Origin of the sequence: Clostridium aromativorans (genome assembly GCF_020908015.1) — a bacterium.
Classification (GTDB): Bacteria; Bacillota; Clostridia; order Clostridiales; family Clostridiaceae; genus Clostridium_B; species Clostridium_B aromativorans.
The window spans coordinates 1-17,454 of the sequence record NZ_JAJJPB010000032.1 but is presented as its reverse complement, the minus strand read 5'-3'; the positions used below and the strand labels follow the sequence as shown (position 1 = coordinate 17,454).

The 17,454-nt window shown below is 35.3% G+C and carries 13 protein-coding genes, 1 tRNA gene, 1 rRNA gene and 2 riboswitches; of the genes, 3 read left to right on the top strand and 12 right to left on the bottom strand.

The window, feature by feature from the left end; translation table 11 throughout:
• Positions 1–35: 35 nt before the first annotated feature.
• The 7 genes from argH to LN736_RS16470 all read right to left on the bottom strand — a co-directional run bounded on the left by argH (position 36) and on the right by LN736_RS16470 (position 8,403).
• Positions 36–1,352, bottom strand: coding sequence for an argininosuccinate lyase (argH, locus tag LN736_RS16500; protein WP_229982021.1), 1,317 nt, complete (start codon positions 1,350–1,352; stop codon positions 36–38).
• A gap of 2 nt (positions 1,353–1,354) precedes the next feature.
• Positions 1,355–2,560 (bottom strand): argininosuccinate synthase, encoded by a 1,206-nt coding sequence (locus LN736_RS16495; protein ID WP_229982020.1) that lies wholly within the window; start codon positions 2,558–2,560, stop codon positions 1,355–1,357.
• 125 nt (positions 2,561–2,685) lie between these two features.
• Positions 2,686–3,465, bottom strand: coding sequence for an amino acid ABC transporter ATP-binding protein (locus LN736_RS16490; RefSeq protein WP_150358507.1), 780 nt, complete (start codon positions 3,463–3,465; stop codon positions 2,686–2,688).
• Positions 3,466–3,502: 37 nt separating this feature from the next.
• Complete coding sequence (ehuC, locus tag LN736_RS16485; RefSeq protein WP_150358506.1) at positions 3,503–4,153, bottom strand: ectoine/hydroxyectoine ABC transporter permease subunit EhuC; 651 nt, start codon at positions 4,151–4,153, stop codon at positions 3,503–3,505.
• A gap of 29 nt (positions 4,154–4,182) precedes the next feature.
• On the bottom strand, positions 4,183–5,004 hold the full coding sequence (locus tag LN736_RS16480; RefSeq protein ID WP_150358505.1) for an ABC transporter substrate-binding protein: 822 nt from the start codon (positions 5,002–5,004) through the stop codon (positions 4,183–4,185).
• A gap of 213 nt (positions 5,005–5,217) precedes the next feature.
• Entirely contained in the window at positions 5,218–5,904 is a 687-nt protein-coding gene (locus LN736_RS16475) for a beta/alpha barrel domain-containing protein (protein ID WP_150358504.1), read from the bottom strand.
• Positions 5,905–6,006: 102 nt separating this feature from the next.
• Positions 6,007–8,403 carry a homocysteine S-methyltransferase family protein gene (locus LN736_RS16470; protein WP_150358503.1) on the bottom strand — a complete coding sequence of 799 codons (2,397 nt, stop codon included), beginning with the start codon at positions 8,401–8,403 and terminating at the stop codon, positions 6,007–6,009.
• Between the two features lie 410 nt (positions 8,404–8,813).
• Positions 8,814–8,899, bottom strand: a riboswitch (SAM riboswitch).
• Positions 8,900–9,029: 130 nt separating this feature from the next.
• A riboswitch (SAM riboswitch) is annotated at positions 9,030–9,139 on the top strand.
• A 120-nt stretch (positions 9,140–9,259) separates the two neighbouring features.
• On the opposite strand from LN736_RS16470, the gene LN736_RS16465 reads away from it, so the two are divergent.
• The gene (locus tag LN736_RS16465; RefSeq protein ID WP_150358502.1) at positions 9,260–10,543 is read left to right on the top strand and encodes an O-acetylhomoserine aminocarboxypropyltransferase/cysteine synthase family protein; all 1,284 of its coding nucleotides are present in this window, start codon (positions 9,260–9,262) and stop codon (positions 10,541–10,543) included.
• 124 nt (positions 10,544–10,667) lie between these two features.
• On the opposite strand, the gene LN736_RS16460 is transcribed toward LN736_RS16465, so the two are convergent.
• Genes LN736_RS16460 through LN736_RS16450 form a run of 3 tightly spaced genes read right to left on the bottom strand, consistent with a single transcriptional unit; the run spans position 10,668 to position 15,037 of the window.
• Complete coding sequence (locus LN736_RS16460; RefSeq protein ID WP_150358757.1) at positions 10,668–11,672, bottom strand: isocitrate dehydrogenase (NAD(+)); 1,005 nt, start codon at positions 11,670–11,672, stop codon at positions 10,668–10,670.
• A gap of 30 nt (positions 11,673–11,702) precedes the next feature.
• Positions 11,703–13,628 (bottom strand): aconitate hydratase, encoded by a 1,926-nt coding sequence (locus tag LN736_RS16455; protein ID WP_229982019.1) that lies wholly within the window; start codon positions 13,626–13,628, stop codon positions 11,703–11,705.
• Between the two features lie 38 nt (positions 13,629–13,666).
• Positions 13,667–15,037: a beta/alpha barrel domain-containing protein gene (locus LN736_RS16450; RefSeq protein ID WP_150358755.1), complete on the bottom strand. Its 1,371-nt coding sequence runs from the start codon at positions 15,035–15,037 to the stop codon at positions 13,667–13,669.
• Between the two features lie 452 nt (positions 15,038–15,489).
• Between LN736_RS16450 and LN736_RS16445 the strand changes: the two genes are divergently transcribed.
• Both LN736_RS16445 and LN736_RS16440 read left to right on the top strand, forming a co-directional pair.
• Positions 15,490–16,215 carry a lysophospholipid acyltransferase family protein gene (locus LN736_RS16445; protein ID WP_150358754.1) on the top strand — a complete coding sequence of 242 codons (726 nt, stop codon included), beginning with the start codon at positions 15,490–15,492 and terminating at the stop codon, positions 16,213–16,215.
• A 36-nt stretch (positions 16,216–16,251) separates the two neighbouring features.
• The gene (locus LN736_RS16440; protein ID WP_150358753.1) at positions 16,252–17,118 is read left to right on the top strand and encodes a ComEC/Rec2 family competence protein; all 867 of its coding nucleotides are present in this window, start codon (positions 16,252–16,254) and stop codon (positions 17,116–17,118) included.
• 159 nt (positions 17,119–17,277) lie between these two features.
• Here LN736_RS16440 and LN736_RS16435 read toward each other — a convergent pair.
• Both LN736_RS16435 and rrf read right to left on the bottom strand, forming a co-directional pair.
• Positions 17,278–17,352: transfer RNA gene (locus LN736_RS16435), tRNA-Asn, on the bottom strand.
• Positions 17,353–17,360: 8 nt separating this feature from the next.
• Positions 17,361–17,454 (bottom strand): 5S ribosomal RNA (gene rrf / locus LN736_RS16430); the annotation flags it as partial.

The following is a 17,454-nucleotide window of genomic DNA, read 5'->3' as shown; positions in this document are numbered from 1 at the left end:
TAATTTTTAAAAACTTTCCACTTTTTAATATACCCTTATTTAAGATTTTTTTTGATTCCTCTGTTTAACGTATTTCTATAATCTATAAATTCATATACATCTTCCGAAAACAAAGTGCTGAAATTTTTCAGCTCCTCCAGTTGAAGATCTTCAATGGATTTATTTTTATTCTCACAGTAAAGTACAATTTCGCCAATAACCTTATGGGCATCTCTAAAAGCCATACCTTTATTTACTAAATAATCTGCTGCTTCTGTAGCATTTAGAAACCCTTTCTTAACAGCATTAAAAGTATTGTCTTTATTGACTTTTAATGTGGAGAGTATACCATTCATTATTTTCAAACAGCTTAATATAGTATCTAAGGAGTTAAAAAACTGTTCTTTATCTTCCTGCATATCCTTATTATAGGCAAGAGGAATGCCCTTCATAGTGGTAAGCAGTGCCATAAGTGAACCATATACTCTCCCAGTTTTGCCTCTTATGAGTTCTGCAGCGTCAGGATTCTTTTTTTGAGGCATTATGCTGCTTCCTGTGGAAAATTCATCATCTATTTGTACAAAATCAAACTCTTTGCTGCTCCACAATATAAGTTCCTCACTAAGACGGCTTAAATGCATCATCAATATGGAAAAGTCTGATAACATCTCCAGGACGTAATCCCTGTCACTTACACCATCTAAAAAATTATCTACTGGTTTTCTAAATCCCAGTTCTTTAGCAGTAAAATATCTATCTATATCATAAGTCGTACCTGCCAGTGCACAGCATCCAAGAGGGCTTTCATCCATAATTTCAACAGCATTTAAAATTCTATTTTTGTCCCTTGATAACATAGAATAATACGCCATTATATAGTGCTTAAATGTTACTACTTGAGCCCTCTGAAGATGAGTATATCCTGGCATTATAACATTATTTCGTTCACCTAAATCTTTTATTGCAGTTTGAAGTATCTCTATACTTTGAACTACCTCCTGAGCTTCTTTCTTAACGTACAATCTAAAGTCCACTGCAACTTGATCATTTCTGCTTCTGGCAGTGTGTAATTTTTTTGCCACCTGACCTATTCTATCTATTAAATTTATCTCCACAAAACTGTGTATATCCTCATAGTCTCCCTCTACTTTCAATTTTCCACTTTCTATATCTTTTAATATGGACTTCAATCCCTCTAATATACTTCTGCCCTCTTCCTGAGTTAAAATCCTACATTTGGAAAGCATCTTTACATGTGCCATGCTTCCCTCTATATCCTCTTTGTAAAGCCGTCTGTCAAAACCCAGAGAACTGTTGAAATCTTCCATGAGCTTGCTCTCAGATTTTTTAAATCTTCCACCCCAAAGTTTCATGGTTAATTTTTCCTATCTTTATCTATTGCAGCCTTAATTTTATAGGGAAGGCCGAATAATTTAATAAAGCCGTCCGCATCCTTATGGTCATATAAATCACTGGCTCCAAAAGAAGATATACTCTCATTAAATAGAGGATATTGAGCGTCTATCGATGCTGTCAATATATTCCCCTTGTATAATTTCAATTTTACATTTCCGGTTACATTTTCCTGAGTAGCTTCAACAAAAGCATCCAATGCCTTTCTCAGGCTTCCAAACCAAAGCCCGTCATATACAAGTTCCCCATATTTTTGGGATACCAGTTGTTTATAATGAAAAGTATCTTTATCTATGGTCAACCTTTCAAGAGCAGTATGAGCAGCATAGAGTATGGTTCCACCTGGAGTTTCATATACCCCTCTGGATTTCATCCCAACCAGTCTATTTTCCACCATATCCACTATTCCTATTCCATTTTCGCCGCCTATTTTATTTAACTTTTCCATCATGGTAACAGGATCTAATTCCTGTCCATTTAATTTTTTAGGTTCTCCCTTTTCAAAATAGAGCTCTATATATGTGTCTTCATCTTTTGCCTTTTCAGGTGTAGTAGTCATAAAATACATACTTGTTTTGTGCTCATTTCGCGGATCCTCTAGATCTCCGCCCTCATGACTTACATGCCAAATATTTTTGTCGTTTGAATATATTTTCTCTTTAGTTGCAGCTACTTCCACTCCTTTGGAGTTTGCATAATCTATGGCATCTTCTCTTGATTTTATATTCCATAATCTCCATGGAGCTATTATCTTTATTGTTGGATCAAAGCTTGCTATCCCAACTTCAAAACGCACCTGATCATTTCCCTTACCAGTACATCCATGAGATATACATTTAGCCCCTTCTTTATGTGCTATCTCTACAAGTTTTTTTGCCATAAGAGGTCTTGCAAGAGATGTCCCAAGCATATAAGCTCCTTCATACAATAAGTTAGCCTTTACTGCCTTAAAAAGATAATCTTTTACAAACTCCTCTTTCATATCTTCAATGTATACTTTAGAAGCACCTGTTTCGAGAGCCTTTTTCCTCACTTGCTCCATGTCATCATCTTGTCCTACATCTATACAAGCCGCAATAACCTCCATATCATAATTTTCCTTTAGCCAAGGAATGATAACTGAAGTATCTAATCCTCCTGAATACGCCAATACCACTTTATCCTTCATAAATTTAACCTCCAATTTATTATAAATTCACAATTAACAATGCACAATTAATGATTATTTTCGGCAACATCCAAAAACATACCAGAATTTAACTCTGATATTTGAACTCTGATAAAATCTAAAGATCACTTAATAACCTTATCCAAAAAAGCTTTTGTTCTGTCCTCTTTCGGATGTGAAAATACCTGTTCTGGAGTACCCTGCTCCAGTATTTTTCCACCATCCATAAATATAACTCTGTCAGCAACCTCTTTTGCAAAACCCATCTCGTGAGTTACAACTACCATAGTCATCCCATCCTTAGCCAAATCCTTCATTACATTTAAAACTTCTCCTACAAGCTCTGGATCCAGTGCAGACGTAGGTTCATCAAAAAGCATTATATCTGGATTCATTGCAAGAGCTCTTGCAATAGCGACTCTCTGCTGCTGACCTCCTGAAAGCTTTGAAGGATAAAAATTTTCTTTGTCTTTTAAGCCAACTTTAGCCAACAGCTTTCTGGCTTTTAGCTGTGCTTCTGATTTTTTCTCCTTTTTGACTACCAGTGGAGCCTCCATAACATTTTGAATAGCTGTCATATGTGGAAACAGATTAAAACTTTGAAAGACCATCCCCATCTTTGTAGTTATTCTTCTTATCATCTTTTTATCCTTAGGATTTAATTTTTCTCCTTCTATAATTACAGAACCACTGTCCAATTCCTCTAAATGATTTAAGCACCTCAATAGAGTACTTTTTCCTGAACCAGAAGCTCCTATTACCACTAAAACCTCACCTTTTTTCACTTTTATGCTGAGATCCTTAAAAACCATCAAATTATTAAAACTCTTGGTTAAATGAGTGGCTTCTATCATATATTTATTTTTATCTAAATCCATGTGATTGTCTAAAGCTGTATTTTCCATAGATTACACCTCCAAATTAAATTTAAATGTTCTACAGTTAACTGTAAACGGCCAATTTTTTCTCAAACATTCCAAATACAGTGGTAAATACAGTGGTCATTACAAGATACAACACTGCTGCCGTAAGAAACACTGATATTGGATCAAAACTGCTGGCATATATCTGTTGGGCCGATCTCATGAGCTCCACCATTGCTATAGTAGATACTAAGGAAGTGTCCTTTAATATGGATATGAATTCATTTCCAACAGGCGGTATTATGATTTTCCAGGTTTGGGGAAGTATTATCTTTCTCATAGTTTCTCCATAACTAAATCCAAGTGCCTTTGCCGCTTCAAATTGTCCCTTGTTTACAGATTGAATTCCTCCCCTTATTATCTCCGCCATATAGGCTCCGCAGTTGAGTCCAAGTCCCAGTATTGCCGCTGAAAAAGGTGTAAGTTCTACTCCAACAAAAGGTAATCCATAATAAAAGAAAAACAATTGCAATAATAGAGGTGTGCCTCTGAATATCCATGTATAAAAACCTGATAGTGATTTAAGCACAATATTTTTAGATAATTTCAAAAGTGCTAAAAATATACCAAGAAGTGTTCCCAATATCAAAGTAATTACTGTAAGCTCCATAGTCATTACACTGCCCTTTAATAAAATAGGCAGTATATCATTAATAAATCCTATATTCACTGATCCAATCCACTTCCTCTTCGTATATATTATTTATATATGTCTTCTCCAAACCACTTTGTGGAAATCTTAGACATAGTTCCATCCTTCTTCAATTCGTTAAATGCTTTTTGTACCTCAGCTTCTAACTCTTTGTCGCCTTTCTTAAATCCTATTCCCATAGGCTCCTTACTCAACCTTTCATTTAGAACAGTATATTGATCCTTTTTATCAGACTTGGATATATAGTATTTTCCAACGGGTTCATCTACTACTACTGCATCAAGTCTTCCTATTAAAAGATCCTGAAGTTCCTCTGTAGTCTTGTCATATTTTTTTACTTCCTTTATATTCTTAAACTTTTTAACTACTTCTTCACTGGTGGTACCAAGTCCTACCCCCACCTTCTTACCGTCTAAATCCTTTGAACCTTTAATAGAAGTATTTCCGGTCTTGGTAACTATAATCTGATAATTTTGTACATAGGGCTCAGAAAAATCTATTTGTTTTTTTCTATCATCGGTTATGCTCATTCCTGATATTATTACATCAAATTTTCCGGATTTAAGTGCCAGAACTATTCCATTGAATTCAGTACCAACGAACTGAGCTTTTACTCCCATTTTTTTAGCTATAGCATTTGCCATATCTATATCAAATCCCTTAAGTGCATTTTGGTTGTCCCTAAATTCCATTGGCGGAAAAGAATCCTCCAACCCTACTTTTAAAACACCTGCTTTTTTTACCTTTTCCAAAGTATTTTGCGAATCTTGTCCGCTTTGTGAATTACTACTGCTGCCGCAGCCTGCTAATAACACTGTTGTAAAGGCTATTGACAATACTATTGTCATCACTTTTTTCAATTTTTTCATTTATATCTCCTCTTTTCAAATAATAAAAACTTTAACTCCTTAGGTTAAATATATAATAATTATACATATATTATTATAATTATGCAATACTTTTAGTAACAAAAAAACTGAAAATATAATCTAAAATTTATATTTCCAGTTTAATTCCCGTAATCTAAAAAGATTCAATTTTTATTTAAACTTGATGTGATGAAATAGTACTATACATTGTTCTCACGCTTTTCTGTATCGTTCCATGGTTTCCTTAAATAATTCAGCCGTCGAAGGTGGTGTATATGAAATGGCATTTGCACCTGCCCTTATAGTTTCTCTGATACTGTCCTCTGTTTTTCCTCCTGTGGCTATTATAGGAAATTCAGCATATTGTTGTCTTATTTTTCTTACCAAATCCGCACTGTTTTTACCCGCAGACACATTTAATATTGAAGCACCTGCTTCTATCCTCTTTCCAATATCATCCCTTTCAGAAACTACCGTAACTATAATTGGAATATCAATGGAATCTCTTACAGCTCTTACAATTTCATTAGATGTAGGACTATTGACCACTACCCCCATAGCCCCCGTAAATTCAGCATTAAGAGCCAGATTTATAACACGTTTTCCCGTGGTAAGTCCTCCTCCTACACCACAAAATATGGGTACGTCAGAAGCCGCAACAAGAGCTTCCGTTATAACGGACTGAGGCGTAAAAGGATATACCGCCAAAATTGCATCTGCATTTATGTTCTTTATGATTGCTATATCAGTAGTAAACGCAAGAGATTTTATTCTCTTTCCAAAAACCTTTATTCCACTAGCTTCTCTCATAACAAGAGGGAGATTTATCATATGATCTCTAAGTGTCCCTCTTATTTCCGGTACATACTTTGCAATTTTTTCATTAATTTTTTCACTCATCTTTATCTCCCCAAACCGGTTTTAATTTTTTTCTCAAATATATTTTACATTAAATGCAAGCAATATTCTATAAAAATTTCATTAATTTAAAGAATATATCTTCTATACCGAAAAAACTTCTTCTGCTATTTTTACAGCTTCTCTGGCATCCTTCGCATAGTAATCTGCCCCTATCATATCTGCATAATTTTGATTTAATACTGCCCCTCCCACTACAATTTTACATTGAAGCTCATTTTCTCTTAAAGCATCTATGGTTTTTTTCATATTTATCACAGTAGTGGTCATAAGTGCGCTGAGCCCTACCAGCTTTATATCATTTTCTCTTACAGTATTCACTATCTTCTCTATATCCACATCTCTGCCTAAATCTATTACGTCAAATCCATAATTTTCCATAAGTACTTTCACTATGTTTTTTCCAATGTCATGTATGTCGCCTTTTACCGTAGCTAATACTATATTCCCCTTTTCTATATTTTTTTCTCCATCTTCTAGTATTTTCTTCTTTATTATCTCAAAAGATTTTTTCACTGTCTCCGCTGACTGTATGAGCTGTGGTAAAAATATATCCTGTGACTCATACATTCTCCCCACTTCATCCAGGGCAGGAATTATATTATAATTAACTATTTCCTCTGCCATTTTATTTTTTAACAGCTGTGACGTTATTCTTACAGCCCGATCTTCTATTCCGTCAATAATGGCCGATTTCAAATCTCCTTCACTTTCACCCTTATCTTCTTTATCATTCTTGGATAATACATCATTTTTGCTCCCATATATGGATATATAATTATCTGCTTCTTTATCCAGATTCGCCAAAACTTCAAAAGCAGCTACAACATCTTTAACCCCCTGATCTTGAGTATTTATAATGGGGAGATCCAAACCAGCATCAAGCGCCATAGCAAGAAAAGTCCTATTTAATATACATCTTCTTGGAAGTCCATAAGATATATTGCTCACTCCCAATACAGTTTTTACTCCAAATTTTTCTTTTACAAGTTTTACAGCTTTTACCGTTTCCATGACTTCCCTCTGCTGTGCCGAAGCAGTAAGCGTAAGACAGTCAACTATTATATCCTTTTTATTAATTCCATAACAGGCTGCAGTTTTAATTATCTTTTCTGCAATTTTAACTCTTCCCTCCGCACTGTCTGGTATTCCTTTTTCATCTATAGTAAGTGCTATTATACATCCCCCATATTTTTTTACTATTGGGAATACTTTCTCCATGATATTTTTTCTTCCATTAACAGAATTTATTATGGGCTTTCCATTGTATACTCTAGCTCCCGCCTCCAATACACTAGGATTTGGACTATCGATATCTATAGGCAATCGCACTACCTTTTGTATAGCCTTTATAGCTTTTTCCATCATTTTAACTTCATCAATTTCAGGAAGTCCTACATTAAGTCCCAATATATGAGCTCCCTCTTCCTTTTGAGTTACAGCTTCTTTTTCTATATAGCTTACATCTCCACTTTTTAACTGTTTTTTATATATCTCTCTTCCTGTAGGGTTGATCCTTTCACCAATAATCTTTATACCTTCCCCTAAAATTACAGTATTGGTAGAAGAGCAAATTGCAGTATAGTCCTTTTCTTTTATATCAATAGGCTGTATATTTTCAAGGGCACTGACAGTAGCTTTTATAAATTCAGGATCGGTACCACAGCATCCTCCAAAAATTCTAACTCCTTTTTTCGCCATAATAGCCATATTTCTTGAAAATTCTTCTGGTGTTATATCATAGATTGTATTCTTTCCATCATACCTAGGTAATCCCGCATTAGGCTGCACCATAACAGGTATAGATGAATACTCCAATATTTCATCTACAATTCCCTGAAGTTCAGATGGTCCAAGAGAACAATTTACACCAAGTGCATCCACCCCAAGCGCTTCCAATGTAACCACCATTGTTTTGGGATCCGTACCCATAAGAGTTCTGCCGTCCTGCTGAAAAGTCATTGTACAAAACACCGGCAGAGTTGTATTTTCCTTGGCTGCAAGAATAGCTGCTTTGGTTTCATAAAGATCAGACATAGTTTCTATTAAAACCAAATCTGCTCCAGCTTTTTTACCTACAATAACCTGATTTTTAAATAATTTATATGCCGTTTCAAAGCTCAAATTACCTGCTGGCTCCATTATTTGGCCTATTGGACCCAGATCCAGAGCAACTAATTTTCCCATGCAGGCCGCCTCTTCCTTTGCAATTTTCACTCCGGCCGTAATAACATCTTCTATATTATAATTTGAAGAATTGTACTTAAGTTCATTAGCTCCGAAAGTATTGGATATTATTATATCCGCTCCTGCCTCCAGATATCCTCTATGTATTTTTTTTATTATTTCAGCATTGGTCACATTTAGGATCTCTGGAAGTTCTCCAGGTTGAAGACCTGATCTTTGAAGCATGGTTCCCATAGCTCCGTCAAAGAAAATAAATTTTTTATCAAATTTGTCCAATGGATTTCTGAATACCATTTACTCCACCCCTTTTCAAATACAACTTATACTTCTCATATATCTATAATAGACGACTAATTTCTCTTTAACATTATAGTCATAATTATAATACATTTTTTATCATTTAGACATTGATCTATTCGAAGGTCACCACACTTATCCAATTCACAATATATAAAAATCAGCCAGATTTGGTATTTGAATATAGTTGGGACTCTGAATTTTCAATTAATCATATAAAAAAACTGCCTTCCTACAAGAAAGAAAAGCAGCTTATAACTTCATAAAAAGCCAATCCTTCTTATCTTTCAGAATTAATTTCACAGCAGATTCATGTTAACTTTAGATTCTTTTAAAATCAACTATGCTGCAAATAACAAGTTCAATGCTTAAAAACTTTTTTTACATAAACAGCAAAACTTGTTTGATTCTATTCTGCAGGAATTGACACCGATACACAATTGCCGGTTGTCGGATTTCATAGGGCCTGTCCCTCAATCTCTCGTGATAAGAATATTTTAATATTAATACTTAAAATCGAAATTGTCAATTACTTAATACATAAAATTTTTTCATTTTTTTTCATTTTCCCCTTGACAAACCCCCCCATGATCTGTTATGATTTTCTCAATTAAATACGGAACTTCTTATCCAGAGCGGCTGAGGGACTGGCCCTATGATGCCCGGCAACCTGAATGATAACTTTCATTCAACGGTGCTAATTCCAGCAGGTGTATAACCTGAAAGATGAGGAGCATGAGGAAAAATCTTCTTGTATCTCATCTACAAGAAGATTTTTTATTTTGCCAAAATATATAGAAGTTTCGTCCAGAATATTTAATATATTATAAAGAAATATGAGGAGGAAGTAAAAATGAGTGAAGAGAGAAAATTAGGTTTTGAAACATTACAGGTACATGCAGGTCAAGTGCCTGATCCAACAACGGGAGCAAGGGCAGTTCCAATTTATCAGACAACATCTTTTGTATTCAAAGATGCAGATGAAGCTGCAGACTTTTTCCAGCTTAAAAAACCAGGAAACGTTTATGCAAGAATAATGAACCCCACAGAAGATGTATTTGAACAGAGGATAGCAGCTCTTGAAGGTGGAAGTGCAGGTCTTGCTACAGCATCAGGTTTGGCAGCAATATTATATTCTATATTAAACGTGGCAAATGCAGGGGACAACATAGTTTCAGCCAGCACCCTCTACGGTGGAACTTATGAATTGTTCTCAGTAACTTTAAAGAAACTTGGAATCGACGTAACATTTGTAGATCCTGATGATCCTGAAAATATCAGAAAAGCAATCAAGGACAATACAAAAGCAGTCTATGCTGAAACCATAGGAAACCCGAGAATAAATGTACTGGATATAGAAGCAGTGGCAAATATAGCCCATGAAAATAAAATACCACTTATCATAGATAATACTTTTGGTACTCCATACCTGGTAAGACCAATAGAATACGGGGCAGATGTAGTTGTTCACTCTGCAACTAAATTCATAGGTGGACATGGAACTACCATAGGTGGAGTCATAGTTGACGGTGGAAAATTTGACTGGAGAGCAAGTGGTAAATTTCCTGATTTCACTACACCTGATGAGAGCTACAATGGACTTGTATATGCTGATCAAGGTCCTGTGGCATTTGCTACAAAAGCCAGAGTACAACTTTTAAGAAATACAGGTGCAACACTGAGTCCTCAAAGTGCATTTTATTTCTTGCTTGGACTTGAATCACTTTCACTGAGAGTTGAAAGACATGTTGAAAATACAAGAAAAGTAGTTGAATTTTTAAGTAAACACCCGAAGGTTGCATGGATAAACTATCCTGAACTTGAAGGAAGCCCATATAGAGAACTAGCTAAAAAATATCTTCCAAAGGGAGCAGGTTCCATATTTACTTTTGGAATAAAAGGCGGATTTGAAGCTGGAAAGAAATTTATAAACAGCGTAAAATTATTCTCTTTACTTGCAAATGTAGCAGATGCAAAGTCCCTTGTAATCCACCCATCAAGTACTACTCATGCAGAGTTGAACGAAGAACAACAGAAAGCTGCCGGAGTAACTCCTGATCTCATAAGGCTTTCAATTGGTGTGGAAAACATTGATGATATTATATATGATTTAGACCAAGCTCTAGCTAAAGCTTGATAATAAACAAAGTTCCCTAATTACTTTAAATTCCCTAATTTTTTATATAATTTAATTATAAAGAGCTGCTGCACAATTAAATTTGTGCAGCAGCTTATTTTACACTTTAATATCAAAAATACTATTACAATTCTGAAATTACAGCATTGGTGAATTCATCAGTAGTTGAATTTCCTCCTAGATCAGGGGTTATATACTTTCCCTCTTTTAACACATTTTCCACTGCCCTTTCAATTCTATCCGCAGCTTCACTTTCATGTAAATATTTCAACATCATAACTGAAGACAATATTATAGCAGTAGGATTCGCCTTGTTCTGTCCTGCAATATCAGGAGCTGAACCATGGGCAGGCTCAAATACAGCTCGCTCTTCCCCCATGTTGGCCCCGGGAACTAGCCCCAGTCCTCCTACCAGTCCGGATGCCAGATCAGACAATATATCGCCATACAAGTTTGGCATTACAAGCACGTCATATTTTTCAGGATTCAACACCAGTTTCATGCTCATGGCATCTACTATCACATCATCAAATTCTATATCATCATATTCTTCAGCTACTTCTCTGGCAGTTCTTAAAAAAAGTCCATCTGACAATTTCATTATATTGGCCTTGTGAACTGCGGTTACTTTCCTTCTTCCATTATTAACCGCATATTCAAAAGCTGCTTTTACTATTTTTCTGCTGGCATTCTTGGATATTATCTTCACACTTTGTGCTGTTTCATCATTTACCATAAACTCTATTCCCGCATATAGATCCTCAGTATTTTCCCTGAATATAACCAAATCAACATTATCATACCTGGACTTTACCCCTTCATACGTTTTTATAGGCCTTATATTGGCATATAAATTCAAACTTTTTCTCAAGGTTACATTTACGCTTTTGAAACCTTTCCCCACTGGCGTGGTCACGGGACCCTTCAATGCCACTTTGTTTCTCTTTATACTGTCAATGACCTTCTCCGGAATAGGAGTGCCATATTTATCTATAAAAGCCGCTCCAGCTTCAGCTATATCCCAATCTATATCCACACCACTGGCATCTATAATTTTTGTTGCCGCTTCACTAACCTCTGGACCTATACCGTCGCCCGGAATAAGAGTTACTCTGTGTCTGTGCTTCATAAAATCAATTACCCCCTAATATGTCGAATTTTATAGACTATTCCTTTTCATCAAATTTATCAATCCACCATATTTTATCATATTTCTCTGCCTTTGGGTAACATCAAATAGCATATTATATTCTTTGTTCTTTGTCTTGTTTTTCACTATGATTGTATCACCGTCAATTTGTTTGAGCATATCTCCCATTTCAAGTTCATCCATTACATCTATCTCTTCATAATCCTTCACATTTTGAAAAACCAGAGGAAGTATTCCATTATTTATAAGATTCTGCCTGTGGATTCTAGCAAAAGACCTCGCAAATACTGCCTTTATTCCCAGGTAAAGAGGAGCCAATGCCGCATGTTCTCTGCTGGAACCCTGTCCATAATTTTCTCCCGCCACTATAAAACCCCCTGAATTTTTCTTTGCCTTTGCGGGAAATTCTTCATCGCAGGGTGTCAGACAGTACTCAGACAAGTATGGGATATTGGATCTATAGGGCAGCAATTTTGAATTAGAAGGCATTATATGATCTGTAGTTATATTGTCTCCTACTTTTGTAAGCACTTTTCCATTCAAAACATCTTTCAGTGGCTTTGCCACAGGAAATGGCTTTATATTAGGTCCTCTTACCACTCTGACATCTTCTCCGGCCCTGCTGGGATCAACTACCATATTGTCATCTATTAAAAATTTTGCAGGCATTTCAACTTTAAAAGGCGTCCCCATCTGTCTTGGATCCGTAATATAACCTGTCAATGCAGAAACAGCTGCAATTTCCGGACTTACCAGATATACTTTTGCGGACTTAGTACCTGATCTTCCCTCAAAATTTCTGTTAAAAGTTCTGAGAGATACAGCACCAGTAGAAGGTGATTGCCCCATTCCTATACAGGGTCCGCAGGCACTCTCCAACACTCTTGCACCTGCCTCTATCATATAGGACAATGCTCCATTTTGGGACAGCATGGTCAGAACCTGTCTTGAACCCGGAGATATGGTAAGAGAAACATCTTCACTTACTGTATTTCCCTTTAATATATGTGCCACTTTCATCATATCCACATAAGATGAATTGGTACAACTCCCTATACATACTTGATTTACTTTAACATCTTCCAATTCTGAAACAGCAACCACTTTGTCCGGACTATGCGGACATGCTACCATAGGTTCCAGGGATGATAAATCTATTTCCATCTCCTCATCATAGCTTGCATCTGCATCCGGTTCAATAAAAGAAAAATCTTTTTCTCTCCCCTGAGCTCTTAAAAATTCACGAACTACATTATCACTGGGAAATATTGATGTAGTGGCACCAAGTTCTGCTCCCATATTGGTTATGGTTGCCCTTTCAGGAACAGACAGTGTCTTTGCTCCCTCTCCAACATACTCAAATATCTTTCCAATTCCACCTTTAACACTGAGCCTTTTTAACATCTCCAAAATTATATCCTTGGCTGTAATCCATTCTCCCAATCTGCCTTTTAAATTAACTTTGACTATCTTAGGCATATTCAAATAATACTCTCCACCGCCCATGGCCACTGCTACATCAAGTCCGCCTGCTCCAATGGCAAGCATTCCTATCCCACCTGCTGTAGGAGTATGGCTGTCGGATCCCAAAAGAGTATCTCCCGGTACTCCAAACCTCTCCAGATTAACTTGATGACATATCCCATTTCCAGGCCTTGAAAAATATATACCATGCTTTTTTGCTACAGTTTGAATATAAGCATGATCATCTGCATTTTCAGGACCTGACTGTAACATGTTGTGATCTATATAGGCTATGGATTTCTTGGTTTTTACCCTATCTATTCCAAGTGCTTCAAACTGAAGATAGGCCATAGTGCCTGTAGAATCCTGGGTAAGAGTTCTATCTATTTTTATTGCAATCTCCTCTCCTGGTATCATTTCACCTTTAACGAGATGATTCTTTATTATCTTTTTTGCTGCGTTCAATCCCACATAAATCCCTCATTTCCGCAAATATTCTATTCGACTGATTAACTCGCTCTCTCTTCATTCTTTCTCATAACTTCCGGCATCAACTCTTTTACCAGCAGCTCAAGCTCATTGTTTCCTATCATGGTAGTTCTTCCCGACTTATATTGTTCATCTACCCATAATTTTATATCATTAATTCTCTCATCCTTCTTATCAACCCTATCGTCACCCTTCAATCTATAATAGGTATTGATCCAAGCTGCAATTCCTGCATGTCCTGAATATTGATTTACAGCTACAACAATTGGCTTTCCCAAAATTTTGTCCGTATCAAAAGCATTGTAGATCTCTTCATCTTTTAATATACCATCTGCGTGTATCCCCGCCCTGGTTTCATTAAATTCTTTACCGACAAATGGAGTTCTTGTAGGTATATCATATTTCATTTCTTTACTGAAATACTGCGCCAATTCCGTTATAATATGCAAATTCATATTTCCAGTATTGCCTTTTAATTGTGCATATTCAAATACCATGGCCTCCAGGGGACAATTTCCCGTTCTCTCGCCTATCCCCAGGAGAGACGTATTTACAGAAGATGCTCCATATAACCAGGCAGTTGTAGAATTATCTACTACACTATAAAAATCATTATGCCCATGCCATTCTATCATATCTGAAGGAACTCCACAGATAGTTCTAAGCCCATGAATAATTTTCTGGACACTTCTTGGGACAGTCACTCCATTGTAGGATACACCCAAACCAAGAGTATCACAGGCTCTTATTTTCACAGGAATATTGGCCTCTCTAGACAGTTCCATCAATTTAGTTACAAGAGGAACTACAAATCCATAGAAGTCAGCTCTAGTAATATCTTCCAGATGACATCTGGGGTAAATTCCATTATTCAACACCTCTCTAACTATGTCCAAATACATGTCCATAGCTTCCTGTCTTGTCATTTTGAGTTTTTTGAATATATGGTAATCTGAACACGACATAAGCATTCCAGTTTCTCTAATCCCCATCTGCTTCACCAACTTGAAATCTTTCTTATTGGCTCTTATCCAGGAAGTCACTTCAGGAAATTTATATCCTTTTTCAATGCAGGCTTCAGCTGCTTTCCTGTCCTTTTCTGTATATAAGAAAAATTCCGTCTGTTTAATTATACCAGAATTATTGTCCAATTGATGAAGATAATCAAAAATTTTTATTATCTGCTTACTTGTATAAGGGGGCATAGACTGCTGTCCATCCCTAAAAGTTGTATCTGTAATATATATTTTTTCTGGAATATCCATAGGAACTTGTACATTATCAAAAACTACTTTTGGGACTTCATCATAAGGAAACATATCTTTATAAAGATTAGGGCTGTTTACATTGTCCAATTTATAATTGGCTGAATTATTTTTCAATGAAATCATCTCCTTGGTTTAAAATATTGGATCTATAATTTTAAATGGATTTTTGAATTATTATTATTTACTCATTTCATATGTAACTTTTATTTTTATATGTATTTTAAATATCCATTTTAATAATTACAGTATATTAACTTGTTTAATAACAAATTATCTATATTGTAACACTTTTATTTTCCATTAGCAAATAGATATTTTTATTTTTGCTCTAATTGAATGATCTCATTTATTTTATGCAATTGTCCTATAAAATAGGATTTTTTATTGTACATATTGGACCTATGAATATTTCTGGCAAAATTAAATTAATTAAAACCATATTTTTTATTATTTTAGCCAATATTTGCACTAAAAGCTAAATTATTTATTCAATATATATGATAATTGGATATGATATAATAGATAGGTAATATTTACGAACTCATCAATAGAATTCTACAAGGAGGAATCGATTTATGTTAAAAACCATTTTATTTTATTTTATTTTTATTCTCTATATGATTGGTACTGTAACAAAAAAAATCAAATTGGAGGGAATAAAAAAAACAGGAGACAAAGAACAAGTTGAAAATTATATATATGTTGCTGTAAAAAATTGGGCAAATTTCATTTTAAATCTCGTAAATGCCAGAATTAAATTGGAAGGAAAAGAACATTTGCCGCAGGTTCCCTGCCTTTTTGTCGCCAATCATCAGGGGTTTTTTGATATACCAATAATAATCTCATCCCTCAATAGAACGGTTGGATTTATAGCTAAAAAAGAAATCACTAAAATTGGATTGCTTACTTATTGGATGCGGCAGATAAACTGTGTCTTCATGAACAGACAAAATATTCGGGAATCCATAAAATCCATAAATGAAGGTATTAAAATTTTGAAAAGCGGACACAGTATGGTGGTATTTCCAGAAGGTACCAGAAGCAAAGGACCTAAAATAGGTGAATTCAAAAAAGGCAGCTTAAAATTGGCTTTAAAATCCAAAGTGCCCATAGTTCCCATTGCCATAGATGGAAGCTATAGATTAAGAGAGGGTAATAAACACAGCATACTAAAACCTGCAGATGTGAAAATGACCATATGTGAACCCATATATATCGATAATATGTCAAAGGAAGAGCTTTCAAACTTGTCAAATATTATAAAACAAAAAATATCCGAAAAAATATACCTTAAAGGCTAATACATTTTCCAAATAACTAAAGGAGCTGTTACAATAGTGAATTTCATAAAAAAACATTTAAACATGATAAGTGTATTCCTGGCAGTACTTTTTCTACTCTCTGGGTGTACCAATAGTACCAGCAATGTATTGAATTCAAAAGTTAAATCATCTCAAATCATAGTACATTACATAGATGTAGGGCAAGGTGACAGCGAGCTTATTCAAGTAAACGGTAAAAACCTTCTAATAGATGCAGGCCCAAATGACAGTAAAGATAAACTAATGTCCTATTTAAGGAAACAAGGTATAAAAAAATTGGATTATGTAATTGCAACTCATCCAGATGAGGATCACATAGGTGGCATGAGTTCAATAATAAGAAAATATGACATATATAAATTCTATGCTCCCAAAAAAACAGCTAACACCATAACCTTTGAGAGCATGATAACTGCACTAAGAAATAAGAATATGAAAATAAACGTTCCAATTCCACGTGCCACTGAATTGAATTTAGGTAAAAAAACCACAGCTGAAATAATAGCTCCAAACAGCACTATGTATGAAGACACCAACAACTATTCCATAGTTTTAAAAATCACCTACGGAAATACTAAATTTTTATTTACAGGCGATGCTGAAAATAAGAGTGAAGATGAAATGATAGATAAAAATTATGATCTCTCGGCAGATGTGCTAAAAGTTGGACATCATGGAAGTTCAACTTCCACTTCAGAAAAATTTTTAGATAAAGTCAACCCTAAAATAGCTATAATAAGCTGTGGCAAAAACAACAAGTATGGTCATCCTACTAAAAATACAATAAATAAACTTAAAAGAAAAAACATACAGATATACAGAACTGACGTAGATGGAACTGTGCTGCTTATAAGCGATGGCAACAAGATAAGTAAAGAATAATTTATGTAAGAAAGTATTATTCGATTTAATTAACGATGCACGTTAATGAAGAGCTTCAACCCTTGCCGGAAATCAGTCCTATTAATTAAGTACTGTTACATAATAAAAAGCAGACCAAAATTTATTTGGTCTGCATAATTAACATTTTAAAAAATAAAATGGCTCCGTGGAGAGGGCTCGAACCTCCAACCCTTCGGTTAACAGCCGAATGCTCAACCATTGAGCTACCACGGAACAGCTTTACCTGGCGACGACCTGCTCTCCCACAGGGCCTCCCCTGCAGTACCATGGGCACTGTGAAGCTTAACCTTCCTGTTCGAAATGGTAAGGGGTGTT

Excerpts from the sequence above, each read along its gene's own strand:
- LN736_RS16475 (WP_150358504.1), bottom strand. The coding sequence starts at position 5,904 with ATGAGTGAAAAAATTAATGAAAAAATTGCAAAGTATGTACCGGAAATA.
- argH (WP_229982021.1), bottom strand. The coding sequence starts at position 1,352 with ATGAAACTTTGGGGTGGAAGATTTAAAAAATCTGAGAGCAAGCTCATG.
- LN736_RS16480 (WP_150358505.1), bottom strand. The coding sequence starts at position 5,004 with ATGAAAAAATTGAAAAAAGTGATGACAATAGTATTGTCAATAGCCTTT.
- LN736_RS16460 (WP_150358757.1), bottom strand. The coding sequence starts at position 11,672 with ATGAAGCACAGACACAGAGTAACTCTTATTCCGGGCGACGGTATAGGT.
- LN736_RS16445 (WP_150358754.1), top strand. The coding sequence starts at position 15,490 with ATGTTAAAAACCATTTTATTTTATTTTATTTTTATTCTCTATATGATT.
- LN736_RS16490 (WP_150358507.1), bottom strand. The coding sequence starts at position 3,465 with ATGGAAAATACAGCTTTAGACAATCACATGGATTTAGATAAAAATAAA.
- LN736_RS16470 (WP_150358503.1), bottom strand. The coding sequence starts at position 8,403 with ATGGTATTCAGAAATCCATTGGACAAATTTGATAAAAAATTTATTTTC.
- LN736_RS16465 (WP_150358502.1), top strand. The coding sequence starts at position 9,260 with ATGAGTGAAGAGAGAAAATTAGGTTTTGAAACATTACAGGTACATGCA.
- LN736_RS16495 (WP_229982020.1), bottom strand. The coding sequence starts at position 2,560 with ATGAAGGATAAAGTGGTATTGGCGTATTCAGGAGGATTAGATACTTCA.
- LN736_RS16450 (WP_150358755.1), bottom strand. The coding sequence starts at position 15,037 with ATGATTTCATTGAAAAATAATTCAGCCAATTATAAATTGGACAATGTA.